Consider the following 21,152-nt stretch of genomic DNA (forward strand, 5'->3'; position numbering starts at 1 on the left):
GCTGGAGGCAATACCGGAAGGTATTACACCCCACGTTGCCAGCGAAGTGGTTTAACGTGTTGTTCGGCCGACAGGTACTGCACGCCGGCAACCACGAATTGATCGCCCAAGCTTAGCCCTTGTAGAATTTCGACCCCCTCAGTGGTTACACGGCCCAGGGTGACGATTTGAGGCATCACCTTGCCGGTCTCGCTGTGGTAGAGCCAGACGATATTCTCACCATCGAGATCTCGCTTCATCACGGCACTGGCCGGAACCACAGTTTTGCTTGGCTCATTGCCTGAAGAGAGGTCCAGTGTCAGCTCAGCACTCATACCCGGAAGTACGTTAAACTGTGTGGGTCTTGGCAGTGTATATACCACTTCATAGCTCTGAGTGCCTGGAGTGACCTGGGTTGCGTACTCTTTCAGGCTGACCGTGTAGCTGAACTCCGGCTGAGTGCTGAAACGAACCTGAGGTTGAAACTTTGCATCCGGATTAAAGGTGATGGCGCGGCTGGCCATAGATTCAGGAACCTGAATGACGACATCGATATTACGGTCTCTCTGTAAGACTAAGACAGATTGATTGGCCTGAACCATCTGGAAGTTATCCATGGAGATCTTTGCGACTGTGCCGTCATAGGGGGCTGTCAAACGGGTGTAGCTTAACTGGTCGCGGGCGTTGGCAAGGGCTGCGGTGGCAGACTTTAGCTGGGCCTTGGCCAGATCATAATCGGCTTGAGAGATCAGTTCGCGGCGCAGGAGTTCTCCCTTACGTTTATAGTCGGCAGTTGCCAGTTCATGATCGGCTTCGCGGTTAAGCAGGGTGTTACGGGCATCTCTGTCATCTAAGCGGGCTAAAGTCGCGCCTTTTTTCACCTGCTGTCCCTCGACCAGAGTAAAGTCAATGAGCTGGCCGGGTACCCTAAAGGCCAGATCGGCCTGTTTCGTGGCGGCAATTTTCGCCGGAAACGCCCGGATAGAAGCGGCATTAACATCTGTAACCTCTAACAACTTCACCGGTCTTATCGGTTGCGGGGCAACTTCAGTAGACTCTGCGCTGCAGCCGGCCAAAATGGCCGTGGTCATTAGAAAGATGAGTGTTTTCGATAGATGCTTCATAGAGCGGGTTTCCATATTTGCGACAAACTGTATCAATTGCCGCTAAGATAGCAGTATCTAATATTGAATAAAATGGGAATGTTTGGAACCATCGGTTCCAAAAAATGAAACTATTTATTCTTGATTGTCGAATAGACTCTGTGCATGATAACTCTGGGTAAAGGGTTCCCGCTTAGATTATTAATCTGGTGAGAAGCACTAGAGTGGTTGTTGAGTGAGAGTGAGTTATGAAAACCGAAGATATTTCCCTGTTTCATCGCATCGTTGAAACTGGCAGCCTGGTGGACGCGGCAGACCTGCTGAACCTCCCCAAATCGACAGTGAGTCGCCGCCTGCAAACCTTAGAAGACGATCTGAAGGTGAAGCTCTTTCATCGTCAGAGTCGCTCCATGACATTAACCGCTTCGGGAAGCCACTTCTACGATAAGACTCAGTCTATTCTCGGGGATCTCGAACAGACCATAGTGGAGCTCACCGATACCGAGGCCGAGGTTGGCGGGCACCTGCGTATCCTTATCTTCCCAGTGCCCCAGCTACCGGATATTGTTACCGGTATCTTCGAATTTATGGATCACAACCCGGATCTCACCGTCGAGCTGATTGTCAGCACCGAGCCTCAGGATATGATCCGTAATAAGATCGATCTTGCCTTCATGGTTGAGGACTCCTTCAACGAAAATGAGATGGTGGCAAGGGAGATGCTCAGTGAGGTGCTCTATTTTGTTGCCAGTCCTGAGTATCTGGCCAAGGCGGGTACTCCAAGGCTCCCGGAAGAGCTTGCGAATCATAACTCAATCCTGTTCCGTTACCCTAACGGGCGTATCTTCAATGATGTACCGTTCGGCAACGACAGGACTATAGGGGTGAAGGGGAACTTGTGCCTCAACAGCATAGAGCTCTGTTTGCAGGCGACCTTAAGCGGAAGGGGAATCGCCTTTCTGCCTATTGAGCTGACCCATGAGTATATAGAGCGGGGCGAGCTCAACATACTGTTTGAAGATGTTGAGCCCTATATCGGCAAGTGTTATCTGGTCTACCCCTCCAGACGCTTTATCAGCTTAGCGAGCCAGCGATTCATCGATCATATGATGGCAGCCCTCGAGCGGTGTAACTCAGGTAGAGGCTGTGCCCGGGAGGAGAGATTGAAGGGATCCATCAAGTCCTGGCACTCATCATAAGTATTAGGGCATGCGCTGGTTATTTTTGCATAAATACTACCACTACGGCATGAACCGGTTTAAGGCTGGGGTTGCCGTATCTGTGGGGCAGGTGACCCTTAAAGTAGGTGAGGTTGCCCGCCTCTATCTCAAACATCTCCCCCTGAACCTCTAAAGTGGCGGTCCCTTCCAGACAGAGGAAGAGTTCATGGCTGCCCTCTGGGTGTGGCACGCCCTTGGTGTTGCAGCCGGGCATCATGATCACATCATTGATCTGCAGATTTTGGGTGCTGATGGGACTGGTGCGGGTGCTGATAAACTTGCCGTCATGCTGGTGGGAGACCGGCATATCTTTTCTTTCCACCTTAGTGACATGTACAGATTGTCTGCGGGTTATCAAGTCATCCACCGTCACCCCCAATGCCTGAGCGACCTTCATCACCACGTTGATGCTGGGGTTACTGTTCGCGCCCTCCATATTGGCCAGGGTAGCCCGGGGGATCCCGGCCATCTCGGCCAGCTCTATCTGAGTCAGCTTATGCTGGGCGCGAAGACGCTTGATACCTTCGTTGATCGGATTGGACATGGTGATTCCTTGTGTTCAGGTGCTAGGTGCTGTTCCAGGTTTTAAGTTTTATCCTCGAACCTCACAACTCGACCTCGTGACTAATATCTCGCAACTTGCGACCCATAGCCAAGATATCAACATCATCTCGAGCATAATTCTAATATTAAAACATATTTCTGATAATTTATCATTTTCACTCCGTCAGGGCTTGTGTCACGTTATTCTGCGATGATATTTTAGCGCCAACTTTTATATATCATCATTTCATATTTCGGAGTTATACCATGAACGTAGATCAGCATTTGAAAGTAGCACAGTGGCACATCGAGCAGGCTCGTCTGCACGCAACAAGTGACCACGCTTGTGGCTGCCCGGCTAACGCTCACGATCAAAAAGCGATCGATGCCGTTGAAGCGGGTCTGATTCAAGAAGAGAAGACCTGCGATCTGTAAGTCTATGCTCCCTGCCGAACGCTTTTCGGCAAGTTGAAATAACAAGACGCCTCACTCTCTGCAGTGAGGCGTTTTTTTATCTCTGATGGCTGCTACTGCATGAGCATCATCAGATATCGGCAATATATATTGCCATGGCTGCAACTAATTACGCTTGTGTGGGTCTAGAGTTATACCGGTTGGCATTAAGCCGCTAAATGAGTTGTAAGGACTGAGAGCTCCACTTTGATTCAACGTATCGTGCAAGTCGTGTTATTGATAACTTTAATTGGGCAGAGCCTTCTCTCTCCTGCTTTGGCGACCCACGACCTGATGCACTCATTGTCCCCAGTGGTGGAAGAGGCGCAACCTATTTCATTTGGCACCTCTTCAGATGCAGTAGGCAGTTCAACCCCTTCAAATATCAGCGTCTTTAACTGCGCCGATGCCTGTACCATGTTAGCGAGCGGGCACTGTGTCAGCCATTGTGTGTCCATGACGGGCATTTTTATCGAGCCCTCTTTAACAAAATATCGCCCCACCAGGAGCCCGCAAAATAGTGCCGCGCTCTGGTCTGCCCAAACGACAGATCCCTTGCCGATTAATCGCCCCCCAATAGCTTAACGCCAATCCAACTCGAGGTTAGTCACTGTTTTATAAGCGTTAAAAAAACAGTGTTCCCTCTCGAGCTGTATACCTGACTATCATAAAGGTATGTATCAATTTGCATAATATTTGATTCATTTGTTCACTGATGATGTAATTTAATTTAAGCTATATGTTAATCATTTGTGGTCAAAAAGATTGGAGTTCTATATGAAGATGTTAACCAGCGTGACCTTATCTGCCCTGCTCATGTTTGCTTCACAGCCTGCCATGGCCGAGAAACCCGATTTCTCGAAGACGAATGCGGCCAAGGCAAGTTATGATTTTTCTCAAAACAGGTCTGCGACCGGCAACCAATTGCAACCCGGATCGACGCAACATGATTTCTCTAAGACCCTGGCGGCGACAGCGGAGTATGATTTCTCTGTGAACCAGCCCGCCACCGAGACTGAGCCTAAGCCATCGACACAGCACGACTTCTCTAAAACAGCGGCACTGTGAGAGCAGAGCTAGCCGCTAACTATTTATGCATGGTCGAAATTAAGAGGTAGCGGTGATCGATTGAGCCCTATCGATAAACCCGTAACAGATGAAGCAGTCAGGAGTCATGAATTCCTGACTGCTTTTTTTCTATCCCATGACCCAGGCGATAGGAGTCTATCACTCCGACAAACCAGGCGATGAAAAACACAGAGGTGGCGAGGTTGATCATACTCGCCTGAGCAGGGTCGGGGGCTTGGGTGATCAGCCCATAGATGACGTTGAGATCCGGAGCGAGTTCACCACTGAGTATCCTGTCCGTTATCTGATGCGCCCGCTCCACGGCCCGGTCGAGCAGATACAGCAAGCCCCCAAGCATAGTCACTGAGAGCAGTGTGCCCCTGGTGTACTGTTTCAGATAGAAGTGCCCGCCGCCGGGGCAGACAAAGGCCGAGATGAGTGCGGCCTTAACGGCTTTGTTCATGCGTAATACTCTTGTTTATAAGCTAAAAGCTGTAAGTTTGAAGTGGCTCCTGAAGGCAGATCATTCAAGATCGATACGGCGGATGGCCTTTGATAACAGGGCTACTCTTTCAATAAGCTGCTCTTTGGCTTTATCGTTACGATTGGCGTCGAGTTGACTCTGCACCCCGGACAGCTCCTGGACTAACCATCCCCGGATCATCACATAGTAACGTGAGTCTGTACCATAGCGGGTAATGATCTCCAGTGACTCCGGCTCGGCGGGTGAGGTGATGGCTGCGGAAAGCGCCTTTACCATGACACCTATCCTGTACTCTTCACTCTTTTGCTCTTCACTCAGAGATGTGCTCTTCGATGTGGTGAAGACAGGCTCCTGAGCCGACAGATAGGAGGTAATTGAGACTGCGGCAAGGGTCTGTAACGGCAGCAGGCAGGCGATGGGTAATAAAAAAGCGGTAACTGTTTTGGCTGAGGCTCTGATCATGAGTCGGGTCCTCTTTTAGTGGGAAGATCATCAACAGAGAAATAATGTAACTCAGGCACAGCGCCGCTGACAAGTTCCCATAGAATGTCGTGGTGACCACGAATATAGTTAATGTGGCCACTGATAAGCTGCCCGGGCGTGAAACAGTAACCCCGGGAGGTTAAACCGGCGGCACTCAAGCCTAAACTATTAACCGATGCTCCCCGGGAGCTGGCTAGTTGTTCTTCGCACCTTCGTCTATCCAGCGCTTTATCGTCGCTATCTCATCGCTGCTCAGGGGCTCACCCTCTCCCTGAGGGAATTTATCATCATGGTGAGGCGGCATCTGAATCTTGGTATCCACCTTATGATCTATCACCAGATACAGGGTGCTGGATGCGGCGCTTCCGGGGACGACAATAGCGCCCAACCTGGTGCCCTGCATGACCTGGGCATAACTGGTAAGGTTCAGTTCGGTTAGCTGCGCTCCCTCACCGGAACCCGAGTGACAACTGACACATGAGGCCTGCAGAATAGGCATTACCTGATCATTAAAGCTGACGGCGCGTTCGCAACCGGCTAACAGCACTGGCAGGATAAGTGCGGACAGGATATAGCCTTTGTGAATAGACATTTTCGCCTCCTTCATACCAACTCCGTAAAATCACATACTGCTGTTGTGATGAACCTATCTATCAGTATAGTTGGCGATATCTGTATTATCTGTCGGGGTTTAACAATTGTCCCTAATATAGGGCAAATGAGAAATCGAGTGGCAAGAGAAGGTTACATATCAGGTGGGAGAACCGAGGGGCTAGGGGAGAAGGGTTTACCTCTCTTTTCTTAGTGCTTACTTTTTATCGCTCAAGGCTGTTTACGACTCCTTTTAATCCGGCGTCACGATAAGGCCCAGCGGGCTGAGCAGTTGCTCCTGCTGCCACTGGTTTATCATTACCCCTTCGAGTTTAACGTTGCGGGGATCCAGCCCCTCGAGCTCAACCCGGCACAGGTTACAACCTTCGAGTTCGAACGTGCCCCACTGTGAGGGGGAAAACTCGCCGCCACTGAGATCTGAGCCCTTCATCGAGGCGCCGATAAGCGTTGCACCTAGCCAGCGGTTATCAAACAGCTCACACTTCTCCAGTAGTGCACTCTCGAGGTTGGCATAGGCCAGATTACAGCCGGTGATGTAGGCGGAGCAGAAGAAGGTCTTGTGAGTGATATGGTTGGCAAAGCTGGCACGGGCAAAATCGGCCCCCTGCAGGTTGCATTCCCTGAGTTCGATACCGAAGCATTTGGCACCGGTGAACAGCGCCATGCTCAGGTTGCATTGCCTGAAGCTGGCGTTAGTGAGCGTGGCGTAATCGAAGCGGCAGCCATCGCTGTCGCCCTGTTCGATAAATTTGCAGTCGATGAAGCTGGCGTCGGTGAGATCGGCGCGGCTGAAGTCACAGCGGTAAAATAGACAACGTTCAAAAATCGCATCCTGCAGCTCATCTTCACGAAAGTTGCTGTCGATGAATGTTTGTTCTGTGGCCTGCATCTTTTGTCCTACTCAGTTATGAGCCGCTGAGGGCTCTATGTTTTTCTCTTTACGAGCGGCTATACCAGCCGCTGATGGCTCTTTATTAAAACCGCAGAAGGCTGTTGTCTCTACTCTTTACCAGTCGCTGATGGCTCTGCGCTGAAGGCTCTCTATTAAAACCGCTGAGGGCTCTTTATTTGCGTGCCGCTGAGGGCTCTTTATTTGCGTGCCGCTGATGGCTCTTCTAATCAAGGTGATGAGGGTGCTTTTCGGGTTCCGAGACCTTAGTCGCCAGAATATAGCAGGCGATTCCCATGAGGGTGTTGGTTATCGGCAGGGCCAGAAGCAGGCCCTCCACCCCATTGAGATAGGAGCCCAGTGCGGCTAACGGCAGCATGATGAGGAAGAGTCGACACACATTGAGGATCAGCGAATACATGGGTCTGTGATAGGCGTTGAGTGAGGTCGCCATCAAGATGACGATACCCAGCGGACCGTAGGCGGCCGGCAACATCAGGATATAGAAGGTCAACCACTCTATCACCTGGGCATCGTTACTGAAAAGCTGTGCGATGGGCTCGGCAAAAAACCATAAAGGCAGGTATAGCAAGGTTTGAAACACAAGCACAAATCTTAGCGATAGTAATAGTGCTTCACGGGCGCGCTCGGTCTGTCCGGCTCCCAGGTTTTGAGCGATAAAGGGGACCAGGCTCGACGAAAGCGCCATCACGACGATCAACAGGACCGACTCCAATCTGGTACCGGCACCGAAGGCGGCAACCGCACCATGGTCGATGCGCGCCAGCATGGCCATGATCATGGCGTTTGCCAGCGGGTTAAGCAGGTTCATCAGGGCTGCGGGTTGAGCGATATGGGCCAGCTGTTTCCAGTTGCACCTGAGTCGCTGCATATTCAGCGGGGCAAACTCCACCAGATGGCGCTTAAATATCAACAGGTGGCTCGACAGCGACAGCGCCACGACCCAGGAGATCACGCTGGCAATGGCTGCCCCCTGTATCTCTAACCGCGGAAAGGGACCGATGCCGAATATCAACAGAGGATCTAAGATCAGGTTTATCACCGCCGCCAGCATCATTATCTGCGCCGGTGAGTGAGTATCACCGGTGGCGCGAAGCCCCTGATTACCGACCATAAGTAACACCAGCAGAGGGACCCCCAGATACCAGATCAACATGTAGTCGCGGATCAGCGGTAAGCTGGCTTCGTTGGCACCGAGCAGGGTGAACAGCGGGCCGATACAGAGGCTGCCAATCAGGGAGATAAAGGCGATTAAACCGAATGTGAGCAGCAGAGTGTCATGGAGAAACACCTTAGCCTTCGGCGCCTGTCCGCTGCCGATAAGTCGGCCCAGATTGGTGGATACACCCGCACCTATGCCGATGGCGATGCTGGTTATTACTAAGGTCACCGGGAAGGTAAAACTGATCGCAGCCAGAGACTCAGTGCCTAACTGACTGATGAAAAAAGTGTCGACGAGGCTGAACCCCAGAATGGTTAAGATACCAATCAGGTTTGGGAGGCTCATATTTAGCAGTACACGACCAATTGGCTGTGTAAGCAGCCCGTGTCTGTCTCTCATGGGGAAGTCTTGCCTAGTCAACTGAAGGAGGGCAATTCTATCAGGATTGAGTCTGCATTTATAAACCGGAGTTAAAAAAAATGAGATTTTTTTTGTAAAGGCCTTGGATCTGAATTAGATGACCCCCATATATCGAACATCAAGCGGTAATAATTTCAGCGTAAATTGTTGTCGAACTTATTAAAATGCCAACCTTTGTTGGGCTAAAAAATCATTAGGAGCATCCATAGATGAATATTCGTCCATTACATGACCGCGTAATCGTTAAGCGTTCAGAAGTTGAATCTAAGTCAGCTGGTGGCATCGTGCTTACAGGTAGTGCAGCCGAGCAATCATCACGCGGTGAAGTGCTTGCTGTAGGCAATGGCCGAATTCTTGAAAATGGCAGCGTGCAGCCATTGGACGTTAAAGTGGGTGATATCGTTATCTTCAACGAAGGTTACGGCGTAAAGAAAGAAAAAATTGATGGTGAAGAGGTTCTGATCCTTTCAGAATCTGACCTAATGGCTGTAGTGAGCTAAATCACTTCGTTCAGATATTTTCCAATTCCTGTGACTCTCTATGAGTCGCAGGTGATTAAAAAGAATTTAAAGGGTAAATAAAGATGGCAGCTAAAGAAGTATTATTTGGTAATGACGCACGTGTAAAAATGCTCTCGGGCGTAAACATTCTTGCTAATGCAGTTAAAGTAACGCTTGGCCCTAAGGGTCGTAACGTGGTTCTGGACAAGAGCTTCGGTGCCCCGCTTATCACTAAAGATGGTGTTTCAGTAGCGAAAGAGATCGAACTTGAAGAGAAGTTCGAAAACATGGGCGCGCAGATGGTGAAAGAAGTTGCTTCTAAAGCCAACGACGCAGCCGGTGACGGTACCACTACCGCTACCGTACTTGCACAGGCGATCGTAACCGAAGGCCTTAAAGCCGTTGCCGCCGGCATGAACCCGATGGATCTTAAGCGTGGTATCGATAAGGCGGTTGTTGCAGCCGTTGCCGAGCTTAAGAACCTGTCTCAGGAGTGCAGCGACACTAAGGCTATCGCTCAGGTTGGTACCATCTCGGCTAACTCAGACGAGACTATCGGTGAAATCATCGCAACAGCGATGGAGCGTGTAGGTAAAGAGGGTGTGATCACCGTTGAGGAAGGTCAGGCGCTAGAGAACGAGCTGGACGTGGTTGAAGGTATGCAGTTCGACCGTGGTTACCTCTCTCCATACTTCATCAACAAGCCGGAAACCGGCAGTGTTGAGCTGGAAACGCCATACATCCTGCTTGTCGACAAGAAAGTATCTAACATCCGTGAACTACTGCCTATCCTTGAAGGTCTGGCTAAGACAGGTAAGCCGCTGCTTATCGTTGCAGAAGACGTAGAAGGCGAAGCACTGGCGACACTGGTTGTGAACAACATGCGCGGTATCGTTAAAGTGGCAGCCGTTAAGGCACCTGGTTTCGGTGACCGTCGTAAGGCGATGCTGCAGGATATCGCTATCCTGACCGGTGGTACAGTTATCGCCGAAGAGATTGGCCTTGAGCTTGAAAAAGCGACCCTGGAAGACCTGGGTACGGCTAAGCGCGTCGTTATCACTAAAGATGACACCACTATCATCGACGGTACCGGTGAGCAGGAGCAGATCTCTGCACGTGTTGCTCAGATCAAGATCCAGGCTGAAGAGTCTACCTCAGATTACGACAAAGAGAAGCTTCAAGAGCGTATGGCTAAGCTGGCCGGCGGTGTTGCAGTGATCAAAGTCGGTGCAGCTACCGAAGTTGAGATGAAAGAGAAGAAGGCTCGCGTAGAAGATGCACTACACGCGACCCGCGCCGCTGTTGAAGAGGGTGTGGTTGCCGGTGGTGGTGTTGCCCTGGTACGCGTTGCCAGCAAGATTGGTGAAGTTGAAGTAATCAACGAAGACCAGAAGCACGGTGTGACAATCGCACTGCGCGCCATGGAAGCACCACTGCGTCAAATCGCGACCAACGCCGGTGAAGAGGGTTCAGTTGTTGCTAACAACGTGAAGAACGGCTCAGGTAACTACGGCTACAACGCGGGTAACGACACTTACGGTGACATGCTTGAGATGGGTATCCTTGACCCGACTAAGGTAACCCGTAGCGCGCTACAGTTTGCCTCATCGATTGCCGGTCTGATGATCACCACCGAAGCTATGGTTGGTGAGATCCCACAAGAAGCGGCCGGTGCCCCTGATATGGGTGGCATGGGTGGTATGGGTGGTATGGGCGGTATGGGCGGCATGATGTAGTGCGACGAGAGTCGTGTAGGTCACTAACCTAGCAGGCTACACCGTAAGCAAGTACTAACAAGTGCTTGCTTCCATACCTGCAAAATTAGTAGTCGACACCGGTAATCGGTATGCATAAACCGATTGCCGGAATCTTCCTTGAAGATGTCGCGCAATTGTGTTTATATACAATTGGTTAAAGAAAAACGGCGACGCAAGTCTGCCGGCAAAACGTAATAGACAACTACAAACTTTAGTCGATCAGTTATGCGATCGGGAAAAAGAAGGGCGATTTGTATCTGCCCGCAAGGCGTCCCGCCCCCCTCGTAGTGTGTCTTCCCAATGAAAAACAATTCAATGAATACTCTAGCGGGTCTAATTAACCTGCCTGCGTACCTATGATTGTTTTGTTCGATTACCAGTTTCATGTGTCAATTGACTACTGGAGTGATCTTCCGGTGTCAGCTGTTGAAGTTATTGTCTCAGCTTGTTCCATTAAACAAGTGAGTGAGACCTAACATACGACTGTTAGTAGCCTAGGGATAGTGCGATGTTGGTAACGACATGGTGCGAAGCTTCCTGACAATGTACCTCTGCGTGAGCAGTGCTTTACTCGTGAGAGTGGGTATAGCTCGTTAACAATAAACGAGTTGAGGGCTAGGCTGGGCAATAAGGTTAATGTAAGTAAACTGCTGTTAAACACCGTCAACCGCAAAGAGCGAAAGATTGTTGATACGCTCTAACCAAAAGGTATGCGGCTGGTTATTCCTTTTACATCTGGGAATACGTCGTCACAAGGCCGTCGGTGGATAGGCAGAACCTAAGTTGCTCATGTAACTTCAATGGAACTCGGTAAGCCCGATTATTTGCCATTTTATTTTATAGGAGTGGCAGGCAAACCGTAAGGCGAGCTGTTAAATAAGTGGGTATAGGAGGTTAGAAAAAGCGAATGCCAAATTGTAATGATTTGGATAGAGGTGAAATGCCTTAACCGGAAACGGTGCCCACTTCTAACTGGTCTTTAATCGTGTGAAAGACGTGTAAAGCTGTCTTATAAACTGATCCTAATGGGAATAAAATAACTCTTCCCATTAGGGGAGGGTTGTATTTTTTTTCTGTTAGATCAATTAATAACAGGAGAAAAGCAAGGTGAGTACAGCATTAGTTGTACCTGCGTTCTCCCACCCAGCGAGCAGCTGGCACACCATTGATTGGTATGCCGCTGAACGTCAGGTGCGGGAGCTACAAGTACGGATCGCGAAGGCGACTAAGCAACAACAATGGCGCAAGGTTAAGGCTTTGCAACGTATGTTGGTGCGCTCGTTTGCTGGCAAAGTAATGGCGGTCAAACGAGTAACTGAGAACCGTGGCAAAAGGACGCCCGGTGTCGATGGGGAGTTATGGAGTACACCTGAAACTAAGTGGCAGGCTGTATTTCGATTGAAACGGCAAGGCTATAAGCCACGACCGTTAAGGCGGATTTTTATCCCAAAGGCTAACGGTAAACGTCGGCCTCTAGGAATTCCAACCATGCTCGACAGGGCTATGCAGGCGTTATACCTGCTAGCTTTGGAGCCTGTGTCGGAAACAACCGCCGATCGAAATAGCTACGGATTTCGTCCGATGCGTTCAACCCACGACGCGATTGAGCAGTGTTTTGTCAATCTGAGTCGTAAAAGCTCTTCGGAGTGGGTGCTTGAGGGCGATATCAAAGGGTGCTTCGATAACATCAGCCATGACTGGTTACTTGCCAATATTCCTTTGGATAAACAAGTGCTCAGACGATGGTTGAAAGCAGGTTTTATGGAGTCCGGTAAGTTAAACCCAACGGATGCGGGTACACCTCAAGGAGGAATTATTTCTCCTGTATTGGCCAATATGGCGCTTGATGGTTTGGAAGCGGTGCTTGAATCCCACTTTGGGAAGAAGAACACCAAAGCCAGCTACAGGACTAAGGTCAATTATGTGCGCTATGCGGATGACTTTATTATCACTGGTATCTCGAAAGAGCTGCTGGTTAATGAAGTTAAACCTGTAGTAGAGGCCTTTATGGCTGAACGCGGGTTGACGCTATCGCCAGAGAAAACGGTGTTGACGCATATTGACGAAGGGTTTGATTTCCTGGGGCAAAATATACGTAAATACAATGGCAAATTGCTGATAAAGCCGAGCCGTAAGAACTTGCGTAACATGCTTCAGAAGGTTCGCGATATTGTTAAAAGTAATAAGACGGTAAAGGCGGCAACGCTGATAAGCCTGCTTAATCCTGTCCTTCGGGGATGGGCCAACTACCATAGCCACATTGTGGCGAAGGAGACTTTTAACTATGTGGATTATCGGGTTTGGAAACTACTCTGGCAGTGGTGCCGCAGACGACATCAAAATCGTCAGAAACGCTGGATTAAAGCTAAATACTTTAAAACAGCGGGGCCACGAAATTGGGTGTTTTCAGGTATGACAGTCGATGGTTTTAATAAACGACTGGTATACATCAGTGACACTGCGATAAAGCGACACACTAAGATTAAAGGAGAAGCGAACCCTTATGACTTGGCATTTGAGGAATACTTCGAGAAGCGCTTAGAGCGGGCTTGGCGTGACTCAATGCAAGGTCAACGGAGATTGCTGATCCTTTGGTTCAGACAACAGAAATGTTGTCCTATTTGCCGCCATAAGATCACCAAAGAAACAGGATGGAATGTTCATCATATTGTGGAAAGGGTGAAAGGTGGCAGCGATGAAATGGATAATTTAGTATTGTTGCACCCCAATTGTCACAGGCAATTGCATGCGAAGTAAAAAAAAAAATTCACATTGTGTTTATTTACTTCTGTTATGTTTAATTTCTTTGTGCTAAAATTAGATTTACTAAATTTGTGCGTAATTTGCGTGCGCAGACTTGCTATGGTATTATCCTTGTTGTCAAAACTAACAAGGATACCTACTCATGGCTTTAGATTTTTCTAATTTATTGTTACACATTAAGAAGTTGAACGACTCGGGTGAGTTTGGATTTTTCCAAGATGAGGATATACGCCAAATGCCGTTGTTACTAGATGCTGGTTTTATAACAGCGCAACGCAATGGACATGATCATGGTGAAATATACTCCAAGGTTAGAATCACACTCAAAGGAATGGAATATCTAGAAAATCAGAAATCAATTTCTACGGCAACAGTAACAGCTACAGAAGTATTGAAAACCTGGAACGAGTTGGGTGTTCTAACTTTTCTAGGAATTTTGGTAAGTATAGGTATTTTTATTCTAAGCTAGAAAGTCGCTGGTCTGTACTCAGGTACTGACTTATAAAGGCTTGAGCCGTATGCGGGGAAACTCGCACGTACGGTTCTTAGGGGAGGGGGAGCTAGTAATAGCTTCTCCTTACCCGACATTTTACTGGTTTAAATCGGTGATTACTGCGTTGCTGTTCGCTCGTGTAGGCGTACTACACGTCGCTCACAGCGCCTTGTACTAACACGATTTATCCTGCGTAAAATACGTTTGTTGGTCTATAGCCTAACAGCTAAAGCCAAATTTCTTGTAAAAGAATAAGTAAAGCTCTGACATCTAGCGATGTCGGAGCTTTTTTCTTTAAGGCGAGCGAGTGCTCTGCGTTACTTCACCACTCTGATTGGTTGAGAGCAGAAAGCTAAACGTCGTGGCAAGAAGCCTTGCTCTAAAGCGATTTTTCCTGCGTTAGATGGTTATGTTGGTCTGAAGCTTAGAAGCCTAAAGCCAAACTTCTTGAAAAGGAATGATAAAAGCCCCGATACCTAACGGTATCGGGGCTTTTTGTGGTTATCGCTTATGTGTACTCTTAGCCAATGTTTTAGAATAAAACTTTCTGTCCTGAGTAATCTTCTAATTGGTTCATATAGATATTTAGTTTTCTTAATACATAGTCTGCTATCTCACCAGGTACATCTTTATCAGTATAATGAAACTCAAGACAAATTTGCTTCCCTTCAGTTTCGATAAAAATATCGGGTCTAACAGATTTAATCCAAGGGTGTGGTTGCTCTGAAACAGCATTCATATCTAAACAGTCATTGATGCAGTCTGAAATGGCTTTGTTTAGATGGGAATCTGACAGCTGCCTTGTACTAATTAGGTTGTTTAACCTTTTAAAGGGGAGATCTGCTTTATTGAGTGCCTCTTGAGTTTGACTTCCTTTTTTCTTCCCTATGGGGTGCTCTTTGTTTGCCAACAACCTTATTAGTGGAGTTCTGCTTAAAGTTTCTTGAGCTTTGTTTTTAAGCCCCCAATTTCGATTTAGGTTAAACTCTTCGAGGCTTTTTCTAATTGTTTTGTTATCACTATATGAGTTGATGGCCATAATAAGTGCATTCGTAGACATGAAAAGTATTCTAGTTTTTAATGCACCATTAATAGCAAGTTGAAGCCTTTGGGAATCCCATATACTTTTCCTTTGGTCATTAGTTCTTATGTACTCATATAGCTTTTCATGTGTTGCCATCCAAGCATTTTCTGAATGCTCACTTTGCCTAGCAAACTGTTTCACGACATCTTCAGCATTTTTATATGTGAAGATAAACCACACCTCATTGGGTTTAGGCATTTTGTCTTTTATCTTTTTGAAGTAATTGTTTTTTGATTCCCAGTGCTCCTTTACCATATCAAGGTACACTCTTATAGTTTGGTCTATTTTTGCTAGGCGACTGAATCTCTTTAAAACATCCTCTAAGTCATTGGTATTTAAATTGAAATCGGCTATTTGCTTGTCATTGATGGCTTCAATAGTTCTTGTCGCAATATCGCAGAAATACTCTTTATTAGGGCCTGAAAAGTCTAGTTGCTCGAACCCTTTTTGAAACAGTGTGCCTGATACAGCTTTTGAGTAAGAAAGCATTGTTTTAACATCTGATTCTTCGGTTAGTGGCCAAAGAACCAGAAACGGTGCTCGGCGTAAAATTCCATTTAAATCTCTAAAGAAACCTTTAATGACATCTTGATCGAGTCCGCTAAGGTTTTCTAAGTAATTTATAACAATGCATGCAGGGCCTTTATCCTTCCTAGCTCTTGCTTCATCACTGAGCTGGTTTAGGAATTCAGATAGCTTATAGAGCTTCTCAGTTCCTATATAACCTTGCGCATCAAAATACTGCAAGGAAGATATGTTTATGTGTTTTCTCCAGCTAAGAGATTGAAAAAAAGTTGATTTACCTACTCCTGGCCTACCAACTATGAAACTTAACTTTCCTGAATTTCTGATTCTAGTACTTAACTCAGTTATAGACTCTTCTGTTTTAGTTACTGGAATGAAGAAGTCCATCATTGCTTCGTTGATTGTTCTGCTATTTAGTTCACTTACAACTTCTTCATAAGAGGAGGGGAGGATTAACTCTGATGTTACGTTATGATTTTCCATGTATTTTACCGAAATCCTTTTTACTTTAATAATTTTCTTGAAGAGTGGTTTGAAATACTTAGCATGTAAGTCTGCTTATTGAACAATAACTATTTACTTACATTATGTAGTTGCTATCACCACACTCCTGACACTTCAGCGTGTAGGTCTCTCTGCGTTTCTGCACTTTGGTGTTCTTACTTTGGCACTGAGGACAGGCTTGTTTCATGGGCGTGTTCTTAGTGCATGTATTGCATTTGATGTAGTACCCAAACTTGCCATACATTGGGGTGTAATTGTTTGATTCACCACAATGTTTGCAGTGTAAGTAACTCTGAGTCGTTGATGTTTTTTGTGCTTCTGTCTGATACACGGCGGTGGGTACCTGTATCTGTTGTGGGTCGCTTGGTGCTGCTGTATGGGCTGTCGGGATTGCTGCTATAGGCTCTATCTGCGGGCTTTCTATGTTCTGTTTGAGCAGGAATGAGGCTATAGAATCTAACTCTTCTTCAGAGAAACATGGCCGGGTGTCGTTAAAATTAACGACTCTCATAAACTTATTCTTGATGTTCATGACTTTATTGAGCTTATCGACCAGAAACTCAGATTTTACAAGCTTGTCTGAGATTGCTGTTGGGATTGTTTTTCTGTCGATGACAGCATCGCTGGATATGGCGCAGAGATGATCCCAGCAGCGCATGCTGAAGCCTTGCTGCTTGATACCCAATAACTTACCTAAGATTTCGCTACGATGATGCATTAATAGCTCTTTAAGCAGAGCTTGCTGTAGTTCTACCTGCTTGATGGGTGACGCCATTCCTTGCCACTTGCTTTGATGGCTGCGGGTCCACTCTTCCTGTTTGTTCACTTTTACATGGCCTTTGATGCTCTTGGACTCGATGAGTACGAAACCGTATGGATAGATAATCAGGTGATCGATCTGCGCCGTTTCGTCATTAAAGGTAAACTTGAAGTCGTTGATGACCAGTACTTGCTTATGATCTTTGAATGCCCGGCGCAGAAAGAAGGCTACGTTCTGCTCCTGCTTTTGACCCGCAACGGCTTGAGGCGACTTTGTGTTCTGAAGTGATTTAGTTTTGAGAATCATTTATCAATAGCATCCATTCACTGCTCGACAACAAGCAGTTTGATAATAATCGGACGTATAATATCAATCCTTAGAACAAAAAATCTACTGCGGAAGTGGGTACTGAATAAATGGGGTCAAAGCTAAATGTCGTGGTAAAGCGCCTTGTTCTAAGTCGGTGATAGCTGCGTTCCTTTACCGCTCGTTTAAGAAATACTAGATGTCGTTGTGCGAAATAGCGGGCTGCGCTCCTTTTTTCGCGTGGCTATGATGTTTCACATTCCGCCTTGAATAATAGTCACATATAATACGCTTACTTCCCATTTAGTCCGTATAACTTGTGCTGAAAATTATTCGCCTGATCTTCGTTGTCATTCTTCCGTTTATAACATCTGTTGCTGTTGCTGCGGAAGCTCCTCTTCGCCAAAATAGTTGGGGACAGTTCACCTTTGAAAATGATGCTTTTGGTGTACTGGAACCCACCGATGACGGCTATACCAACGGTGTTGCTTACACGTGGGGAAAGACATCAATGGCGAGTTTTGATGAGATCGAGATGCCAAATTGGGTCAGAGCGATGAGTGATTGGACCTATATTAACCAAGCCGATAAAGGTCACTACTCCCTAAGCTACGGCATTGTGCAAGCCATTTTTACGCCATCTGATTTGGAAGAGGAGGCGTTAATTTCTGACGACAGGCCATATGCCGGGGTGCTAATTTGGCAGGTTAAATTACGTCAGTTTGAAGATGATATTGCGTCGAGTCTAAAGCTTGATCTTGGTGTGGTTGGCCCTGCTTCATTAGCAGAGCAAACACAAAGCATTATCCATGGTGTTATTGCCGCCAGAGATCCTCAAGGTTGGGATAACCAACTTGAGAACGAACCGGTATTCCGTGTTGAGTCTGAGTATCTATATCGCTTTGCTCAGCTGGCGTTATCCGATCAAGTTGCAACCGACATCAGCTTTTACAGTCAGGCGGGGATTGGGAATTTGCGAAGTGATGCAGGCTTTGGAGTAACATTCAGAGTCGGTAGTGGTCTGGATGAAACCTATGCCAGCATCAATCCGACCGCATCTCATAGCGCCAATCCATACGCATATCTGTCTGATACCGGATTTAACTGGATGTTTTATATCTCTGCATATGGCAGCTATGTCCTCAATGACATCACTATCGACGGCAACACTTTTAAAGATAGTCATTCGGTGGATCTTATCCATGAACAAGGCCAGTTTAATTTGGGATTTGCTATGCGCTGGGGCAGTTGGGGGATTTTATTCTCGAGTGTGCGTGGCAGTAATCAATTTGAGGGGCAAGTGTCAGATACTAACTACGGTGCGGCCAGCATTAGTTATCATTATTAGTGCAAACCGGCAGACAACAGTAAAACAAGTCGGGTCGGAACAAGTCAGGTCAGAGTTAAGTTTACTGGCTTAAAACTTAAAACTTAAAACTTAAAACTTAAAACTTACAACTTACAACTTACAACTTAAAACTTACAGCTTATAACTCCCAAGCTCTTTTCCTTCGCTGCTTGCCTGACGGGTGTCATCAATGACTATTCTGCTTCCGTCTGTCCCCTGTTTTCTCAGCTAATTCTTTTAGAGAGTTTTAAGCTAGGCCTCAGGTAGCTTGATTACAATCGGTGACTTGATTATCTAATTCAATCGTTAAAAGAGGGATCTGTCATCATGGATAAACAGAATTCAAACGCGACTCGTCGCATGCCTTGGGTTGCTATCGGTGTCACTGCATCGGTAGTGGTATTGTTTGGGCTGTTGGTAATGATGATGCCCAAAGGGTTTAAGGCGACGCACGAGGAGATAGGCACAGGTAAGCCAGCGCTGGTGTTTGTCTATGACCCTAATCTTTCGGTGAGTAACAGCCAGACTGAGCAGATGAATGAGGCTCGTGCGCATCTTGGTGATGAGGTGCTATTTCTCCTCGCCAGAGTGGGCACGCCGGAGGGGCAACATCTTATCGCTAAACACCGCGCCGGCTCAGCTGAACTCCTACTGTTCGATCCATCCGGTAGCCTGATTAAACGCCAGTTTGCCGTGAAAGGGGCCAACGAGCTGATCCAGTGGCTTAAGTAGAGAAGGCCGCGTCCGGGCTCATCTTTTCTCAGTTTTTCTGTGATTAATGGCTTCTTTAATCTGCGATAGCCGCTCTCAGGTTGGCTTGAGTTAATCGCTGTAATGAGGCCGCTCTCTCCTCTACTGACGAAGCTAAAGCGTCATTGAAAAGCTGGGTGATATAATCCAGATATATGGCTGCCAGAGTACTGGCTAAACTGGGGAGCGGTATGATGAAATCATCGCTGCTAAATGCCGATGTCAGCCGCTGTTCGATGAGTGACGTCAGGTTGAGTTTCAGTTGGCGATGCGCCTGTGGCGCATCACTGCCCAGCCGATAAGCGATAGAGCGACGGAAACTACTCTGCTCGCTGATTCTGCTCAGCATAGCGATAACCGATGGACGGGGGCTTAGACTGAACCAATCCTCGCGAACGGTTAAGTCCTGTAAAAGTGCATCGAAGAATGCATCGTGCATCGCCAGAAATACATCCAGCTTACGCTCATAGTGGCGATAGAAGGTGGTCTTCCCTACATCTGCTTTTTCAATCAACTCGGCTACCGTTATATCGCAGTAGTCTTTATCTTTTAGCAGTTCTGCCAGTGCCTGCTGTACACGCTTGCGACTGCGGTTGACTTTGGTTGACCGGGACATGGCTCGCCTCAGATATCGATGACATTACAAAAGTAAAAGGAGCTACTCAGTATAGGGGCTGATACTGCTTAGGCAAGCTTCGTGGGAGTCAAACCGAGCAAACGGAACCATTAGCTTAAATCGTTCCACTTGGCACTTATCTGCAACTTTGTTCCTGTCTAACGATGATTTGAGAAGCCATTATGGGGCCATCAATACCCGGTACTGGAATCTTCCACGTGAGTCGTCGCAGTTTTGTTAGATGCTGTCAGATAGCGGCCTGTAGTACCTACTTTTTAGGAGCAAGTGCAATGAGTAAATCAAGTGAGCTAACCCCTCCCGTCATCCCGGCTTTAGAGCCTGAAAAGCTGAATGTCGGCATTTTTCTTTTTCCCGGGATGACCATGTTAGATGCATACGGCCCTTTGCAGGTGTTGGCGGTTAGTCGGTTGTTTAATACCTTCACCTTTGCAAAATCTGCAGAGCCTGTACCCTGTGATGCCAATGTGGCTCTGTTGCCAAACTATGGTTTCTCCGACTGCCCACGGCTCGATGTGCTAATTGTTCCGGGTGGCGCTAATCCGATTGAGCAAATAGAAGATGAGCAGGTTATCAGCTTCTTACGCGCAGCGGGCGAGCAGGCTAAGTACGTGACCTCTGTTTGTACCGGAGCCCTTATCCTGGCAGAAACGGGCCTGTTAGATGGCTATCAATCTACGGTGCACTGGGCTTATGCGGAGTCCCTCAAGCGTTATCAGGGAATCAGTTATGTCAATCAACGTATCGTTAAAGACCGCAATCGGATCAGTGGCGGAGGTATCACCGCAGGTCTGGACTTTGCTTTAACCTTGATCGCAGAGATCGCGGGAGAGCAGCAGGCAAGGAGCATGGAGTTGATACTGGAATATGCTCCTCAGCCCCCCTTTAATAGCGGCGACCACAACCTGGTTGATGCGCCATTAAAGCAACAGGTTCAAGGAATGGTCCATCAAATTGGCAAAGAGCTGTTTCTGCCCCAGTCTAAGTAGATGAACCACTCATGAATGGGGCTGAGTATTTTCATCAGCCCCTTTTTCGTGAGAGCCGATTGCTTACTCTTAATAGTTAGGTCGAGTACAGCTTATTCATTGCAATACAGCGCGTGCCACCTTTCTTCACACAACCACTAAGGCATATGTGATCGATTAATCCTTAGGCAAAAAAGTCATTGTTGAATGCTGTTGTAGTGATAGAATGCCCGCTCGGCGAGCCCTATGGTTTTGTTTAAGCCTTTTTAAACGCGATTGATAACACTGATAGTGCCTCCTGAATTCCCATTATTTTTCATTAC

General features: G+C 47.3%; 21 protein-coding genes. 11 read left to right on the forward strand and 10 right to left on the reverse strand.

The window, feature by feature from the left end; genetic code table 11:
* Nucleotides 1–23: 23 nt before the first annotated feature.
* A complete protein-coding gene (locus Q1B47_RS06625) occupies nt 24–1,103 on the reverse strand; it encodes an efflux RND transporter periplasmic adaptor subunit (protein WP_299790509.1) in 1,080 nt (359 codons plus the stop codon).
* Nucleotides 1,104–1,330: 227 nt separating this feature from the next.
* Here Q1B47_RS06625 and Q1B47_RS06630 point away from each other — a divergent pair, with 227 nt between their 5' ends.
* On the forward strand, nt 1,331–2,281 hold the full coding sequence (locus tag Q1B47_RS06630) for a LysR family transcriptional regulator (protein WP_299790512.1): 951 nt from the start codon (nt 1,331–1,333) through the stop codon (nt 2,279–2,281).
* Nucleotides 2,282–2,300: 19 nt separating this feature from the next.
* Here Q1B47_RS06630 and Q1B47_RS06635 read toward each other — a convergent pair whose 3' ends face one another.
* Nucleotides 2,301–2,846, reverse strand: coding sequence for a helix-turn-helix domain-containing protein (locus tag Q1B47_RS06635; protein WP_299790515.1), 546 nt, complete (start codon nt 2,844–2,846; stop codon nt 2,301–2,303).
* Between the two features lie 266 nt (nt 2,847–3,112).
* On the opposite strand from Q1B47_RS06635, the gene Q1B47_RS06640 reads away from it, so the two are divergent.
* The 3 genes from Q1B47_RS06640 to Q1B47_RS06650 all read left to right on the forward strand — a co-directional run bounded on the left by Q1B47_RS06640 (nt 3,113) and on the right by Q1B47_RS06650 (nt 4,366).
* On the forward strand, nt 3,113–3,280 hold the full coding sequence (locus Q1B47_RS06640) for a hypothetical protein (RefSeq protein WP_299790518.1): 168 nt from the start codon (nt 3,113–3,115) through the stop codon (nt 3,278–3,280).
* A 225-nt stretch (nt 3,281–3,505) separates the two neighbouring features.
* Complete coding sequence (locus tag Q1B47_RS06645) at nt 3,506–3,883, forward strand: hypothetical protein (protein ID WP_299790521.1); 378 nt, start codon at nt 3,506–3,508, stop codon at nt 3,881–3,883.
* Nucleotides 3,884–4,075: 192 nt separating this feature from the next.
* Nucleotides 4,076–4,366, forward strand: coding sequence for a hypothetical protein (locus Q1B47_RS06650; RefSeq protein WP_299790524.1), 291 nt, complete (start codon nt 4,076–4,078; stop codon nt 4,364–4,366).
* 97 nt (nt 4,367–4,463) lie between these two features.
* Here the strand turns inward: Q1B47_RS06650 and Q1B47_RS06655 are convergent, their stop codons facing one another.
* The 5 genes from Q1B47_RS06655 to Q1B47_RS06675 form a co-directional block, all read right to left on the reverse strand.
* Nucleotides 4,464–4,829: a DUF6677 family protein gene (locus Q1B47_RS06655; protein ID WP_299790527.1), complete on the reverse strand. Its 366-nt coding sequence runs from the start codon at nt 4,827–4,829 to the stop codon at nt 4,464–4,466.
* Nucleotides 4,830–4,889: 60 nt separating this feature from the next.
* Nucleotides 4,890–5,312 carry a hypothetical protein gene (locus tag Q1B47_RS06660; RefSeq protein ID WP_299790530.1) on the reverse strand — a complete coding sequence of 141 codons (423 nt, stop codon included), beginning with the start codon at nt 5,310–5,312 and terminating at the stop codon, nt 4,890–4,892.
* A gap of 214 nt (nt 5,313–5,526) precedes the next feature.
* A complete protein-coding gene (locus Q1B47_RS06665; protein ID WP_299790532.1) occupies nt 5,527–5,925 on the reverse strand; it encodes a c-type cytochrome domain-containing protein in 399 nt (132 codons plus the stop codon).
* 252 nt (nt 5,926–6,177) lie between these two features.
* Nucleotides 6,178–6,834, reverse strand: coding sequence for a Qnr family pentapeptide repeat protein (locus Q1B47_RS06670; RefSeq protein WP_299790541.1), 657 nt, complete (start codon nt 6,832–6,834; stop codon nt 6,178–6,180).
* A 226-nt stretch (nt 6,835–7,060) separates the two neighbouring features.
* Nucleotides 7,061–8,416 carry an MATE family efflux transporter gene (locus Q1B47_RS06675; RefSeq protein ID WP_299790544.1) on the reverse strand — a complete coding sequence of 452 codons (1,356 nt, stop codon included), beginning with the start codon at nt 8,414–8,416 and terminating at the stop codon, nt 7,061–7,063.
* Between the two features lie 230 nt (nt 8,417–8,646).
* On the opposite strand from Q1B47_RS06675, the gene Q1B47_RS06680 reads away from it, so the two are divergent.
* The 4 genes from Q1B47_RS06680 (at nt 8,647) to Q1B47_RS06695 (ending at nt 13,926) form a co-directional block, all read left to right on the forward strand.
* On the forward strand, nt 8,647–8,937 hold the full coding sequence (locus tag Q1B47_RS06680) for a co-chaperone GroES (protein WP_012140990.1): 291 nt from the start codon (nt 8,647–8,649) through the stop codon (nt 8,935–8,937).
* 83 nt (nt 8,938–9,020) lie between these two features.
* Complete coding sequence (gene groL, locus Q1B47_RS06685; protein WP_299790603.1) at nt 9,021–10,673, forward strand: chaperonin GroEL; 1,653 nt, start codon at nt 9,021–9,023, stop codon at nt 10,671–10,673.
* Between the two features lie 1,128 nt (nt 10,674–11,801).
* On the forward strand, nt 11,802–13,451 hold the full coding sequence (gene ltrA, locus Q1B47_RS06690) for a group II intron reverse transcriptase/maturase (protein WP_299790606.1): 1,650 nt from the start codon (nt 11,802–11,804) through the stop codon (nt 13,449–13,451).
* Nucleotides 13,452–13,599: 148 nt separating this feature from the next.
* On the forward strand, nt 13,600–13,926 hold the full coding sequence (locus tag Q1B47_RS06695; protein ID WP_299790609.1) for a hypothetical protein: 327 nt from the start codon (nt 13,600–13,602) through the stop codon (nt 13,924–13,926).
* A 556-nt stretch (nt 13,927–14,482) separates the two neighbouring features.
* Here the strand turns inward: Q1B47_RS06695 and Q1B47_RS06700 are convergent.
* Both Q1B47_RS06700 and Q1B47_RS06705 read right to left on the reverse strand, forming a co-directional pair.
* Nucleotides 14,483–16,042, reverse strand: a complete 1,560-nt coding sequence (locus Q1B47_RS06700; protein ID WP_299790612.1) for a hypothetical protein — start codon at nt 16,040–16,042, stop codon at nt 14,483–14,485.
* 97 nt (nt 16,043–16,139) lie between these two features.
* Nucleotides 16,140–17,129 carry a nuclease-related domain-containing protein gene (locus tag Q1B47_RS06705; RefSeq protein WP_299790615.1) on the reverse strand — a complete coding sequence of 330 codons (990 nt, stop codon included), beginning with the start codon at nt 17,127–17,129 and terminating at the stop codon, nt 16,140–16,142.
* A gap of 319 nt (nt 17,130–17,448) precedes the next feature.
* On the opposite strand from Q1B47_RS06705, the gene Q1B47_RS06710 reads away from it, so the two are divergent.
* Entirely contained in the window at nt 17,449–18,477 is a 1,029-nt protein-coding gene (locus tag Q1B47_RS06710; RefSeq protein ID WP_299790618.1) for a lipid A deacylase LpxR family protein, read from the forward strand.
* 327 nt (nt 18,478–18,804) lie between these two features.
* Nucleotides 18,805–19,209, forward strand: a complete 405-nt coding sequence (locus tag Q1B47_RS06715; RefSeq protein ID WP_299790620.1) for a hypothetical protein — start codon at nt 18,805–18,807, stop codon at nt 19,207–19,209.
* Nucleotides 19,210–19,264: 55 nt separating this feature from the next.
* Here Q1B47_RS06715 and Q1B47_RS06720 read toward each other — a convergent pair whose 3' ends face one another.
* Entirely contained in the window at nt 19,265–19,843 is a 579-nt protein-coding gene (locus tag Q1B47_RS06720) for a TetR/AcrR family transcriptional regulator (protein ID WP_299790622.1), read from the reverse strand.
* A 290-nt stretch (nt 19,844–20,133) separates the two neighbouring features.
* Between Q1B47_RS06720 and Q1B47_RS06725 the strand changes: the two genes are divergently transcribed.
* Nucleotides 20,134–20,850, forward strand: coding sequence for a DJ-1/PfpI family protein (locus Q1B47_RS06725; protein WP_299790624.1), 717 nt, complete (start codon nt 20,134–20,136; stop codon nt 20,848–20,850).
* Nucleotides 20,851–21,152 lie beyond the last annotated feature (302 nt).

Origin of the sequence: uncultured Shewanella sp. (assembly GCF_947501225.1) — a bacterium.
GTDB lineage: Bacteria > Pseudomonadota > Gammaproteobacteria > Enterobacterales > Shewanellaceae > Shewanella.

Coding starts and splice junctions, on each gene's coding strand:
- Q1B47_RS06625 (WP_299790509.1), bottom strand. CDS start 1,103: ATGAAGCATCTATCGAAAACACTCATCTTTCTAATGACCACGGCCATT.
- Q1B47_RS06630 (WP_299790512.1), top strand. CDS start 1,331: ATGAAAACCGAAGATATTTCCCTGTTTCATCGCATCGTTGAAACTGGC.
- Q1B47_RS06635 (WP_299790515.1), bottom strand. CDS start 2,846: ATGTCCAATCCGATCAACGAAGGTATCAAGCGTCTTCGCGCCCAGCAT.
- Q1B47_RS06640 (WP_299790518.1), top strand. CDS start 3,113: ATGAACGTAGATCAGCATTTGAAAGTAGCACAGTGGCACATCGAGCAG.
- Q1B47_RS06650 (WP_299790524.1), top strand. CDS start 4,076: ATGAAGATGTTAACCAGCGTGACCTTATCTGCCCTGCTCATGTTTGCT.
- Q1B47_RS06655 (WP_299790527.1), bottom strand. CDS start 4,829: ATGAACAAAGCCGTTAAGGCCGCACTCATCTCGGCCTTTGTCTGCCCC.
- Q1B47_RS06660 (WP_299790530.1), bottom strand. CDS start 5,312: ATGATCAGAGCCTCAGCCAAAACAGTTACCGCTTTTTTATTACCCATC.
- Q1B47_RS06665 (WP_299790532.1), bottom strand. CDS start 5,925: ATGTCTATTCACAAAGGCTATATCCTGTCCGCACTTATCCTGCCAGTG.
- Q1B47_RS06670 (WP_299790541.1), bottom strand. CDS start 6,834: ATGCAGGCCACAGAACAAACATTCATCGACAGCAACTTTCGTGAAGAT.
- Q1B47_RS06675 (WP_299790544.1), bottom strand. CDS start 8,416: ATGAGAGACAGACACGGGCTGCTTACACAGCCAATTGGTCGTGTACTG.
- Q1B47_RS06680 (WP_012140990.1), top strand. CDS start 8,647: ATGAATATTCGTCCATTACATGACCGCGTAATCGTTAAGCGTTCAGAA.
- groL (WP_299790603.1), top strand. CDS start 9,021: ATGGCAGCTAAAGAAGTATTATTTGGTAATGACGCACGTGTAAAAATG.
- Q1B47_RS06695 (WP_299790609.1), top strand. CDS start 13,600: ATGGCTTTAGATTTTTCTAATTTATTGTTACACATTAAGAAGTTGAAC.
- Q1B47_RS06700 (WP_299790612.1), bottom strand. CDS start 16,042: ATGGAAAATCATAACGTAACATCAGAGTTAATCCTCCCCTCCTCTTAT.
- Q1B47_RS06705 (WP_299790615.1), bottom strand. CDS start 17,129: ATGATTCTCAAAACTAAATCACTTCAGAACACAAAGTCGCCTCAAGCC.
- Q1B47_RS06715 (WP_299790620.1), top strand. CDS start 18,805: ATGGATAAACAGAATTCAAACGCGACTCGTCGCATGCCTTGGGTTGCT.
- Q1B47_RS06720 (WP_299790622.1), bottom strand. CDS start 19,843: ATGTCCCGGTCAACCAAAGTCAACCGCAGTCGCAAGCGTGTACAGCAG.
- Q1B47_RS06725 (WP_299790624.1), top strand. CDS start 20,134: ATGAGTAAATCAAGTGAGCTAACCCCTCCCGTCATCCCGGCTTTAGAG.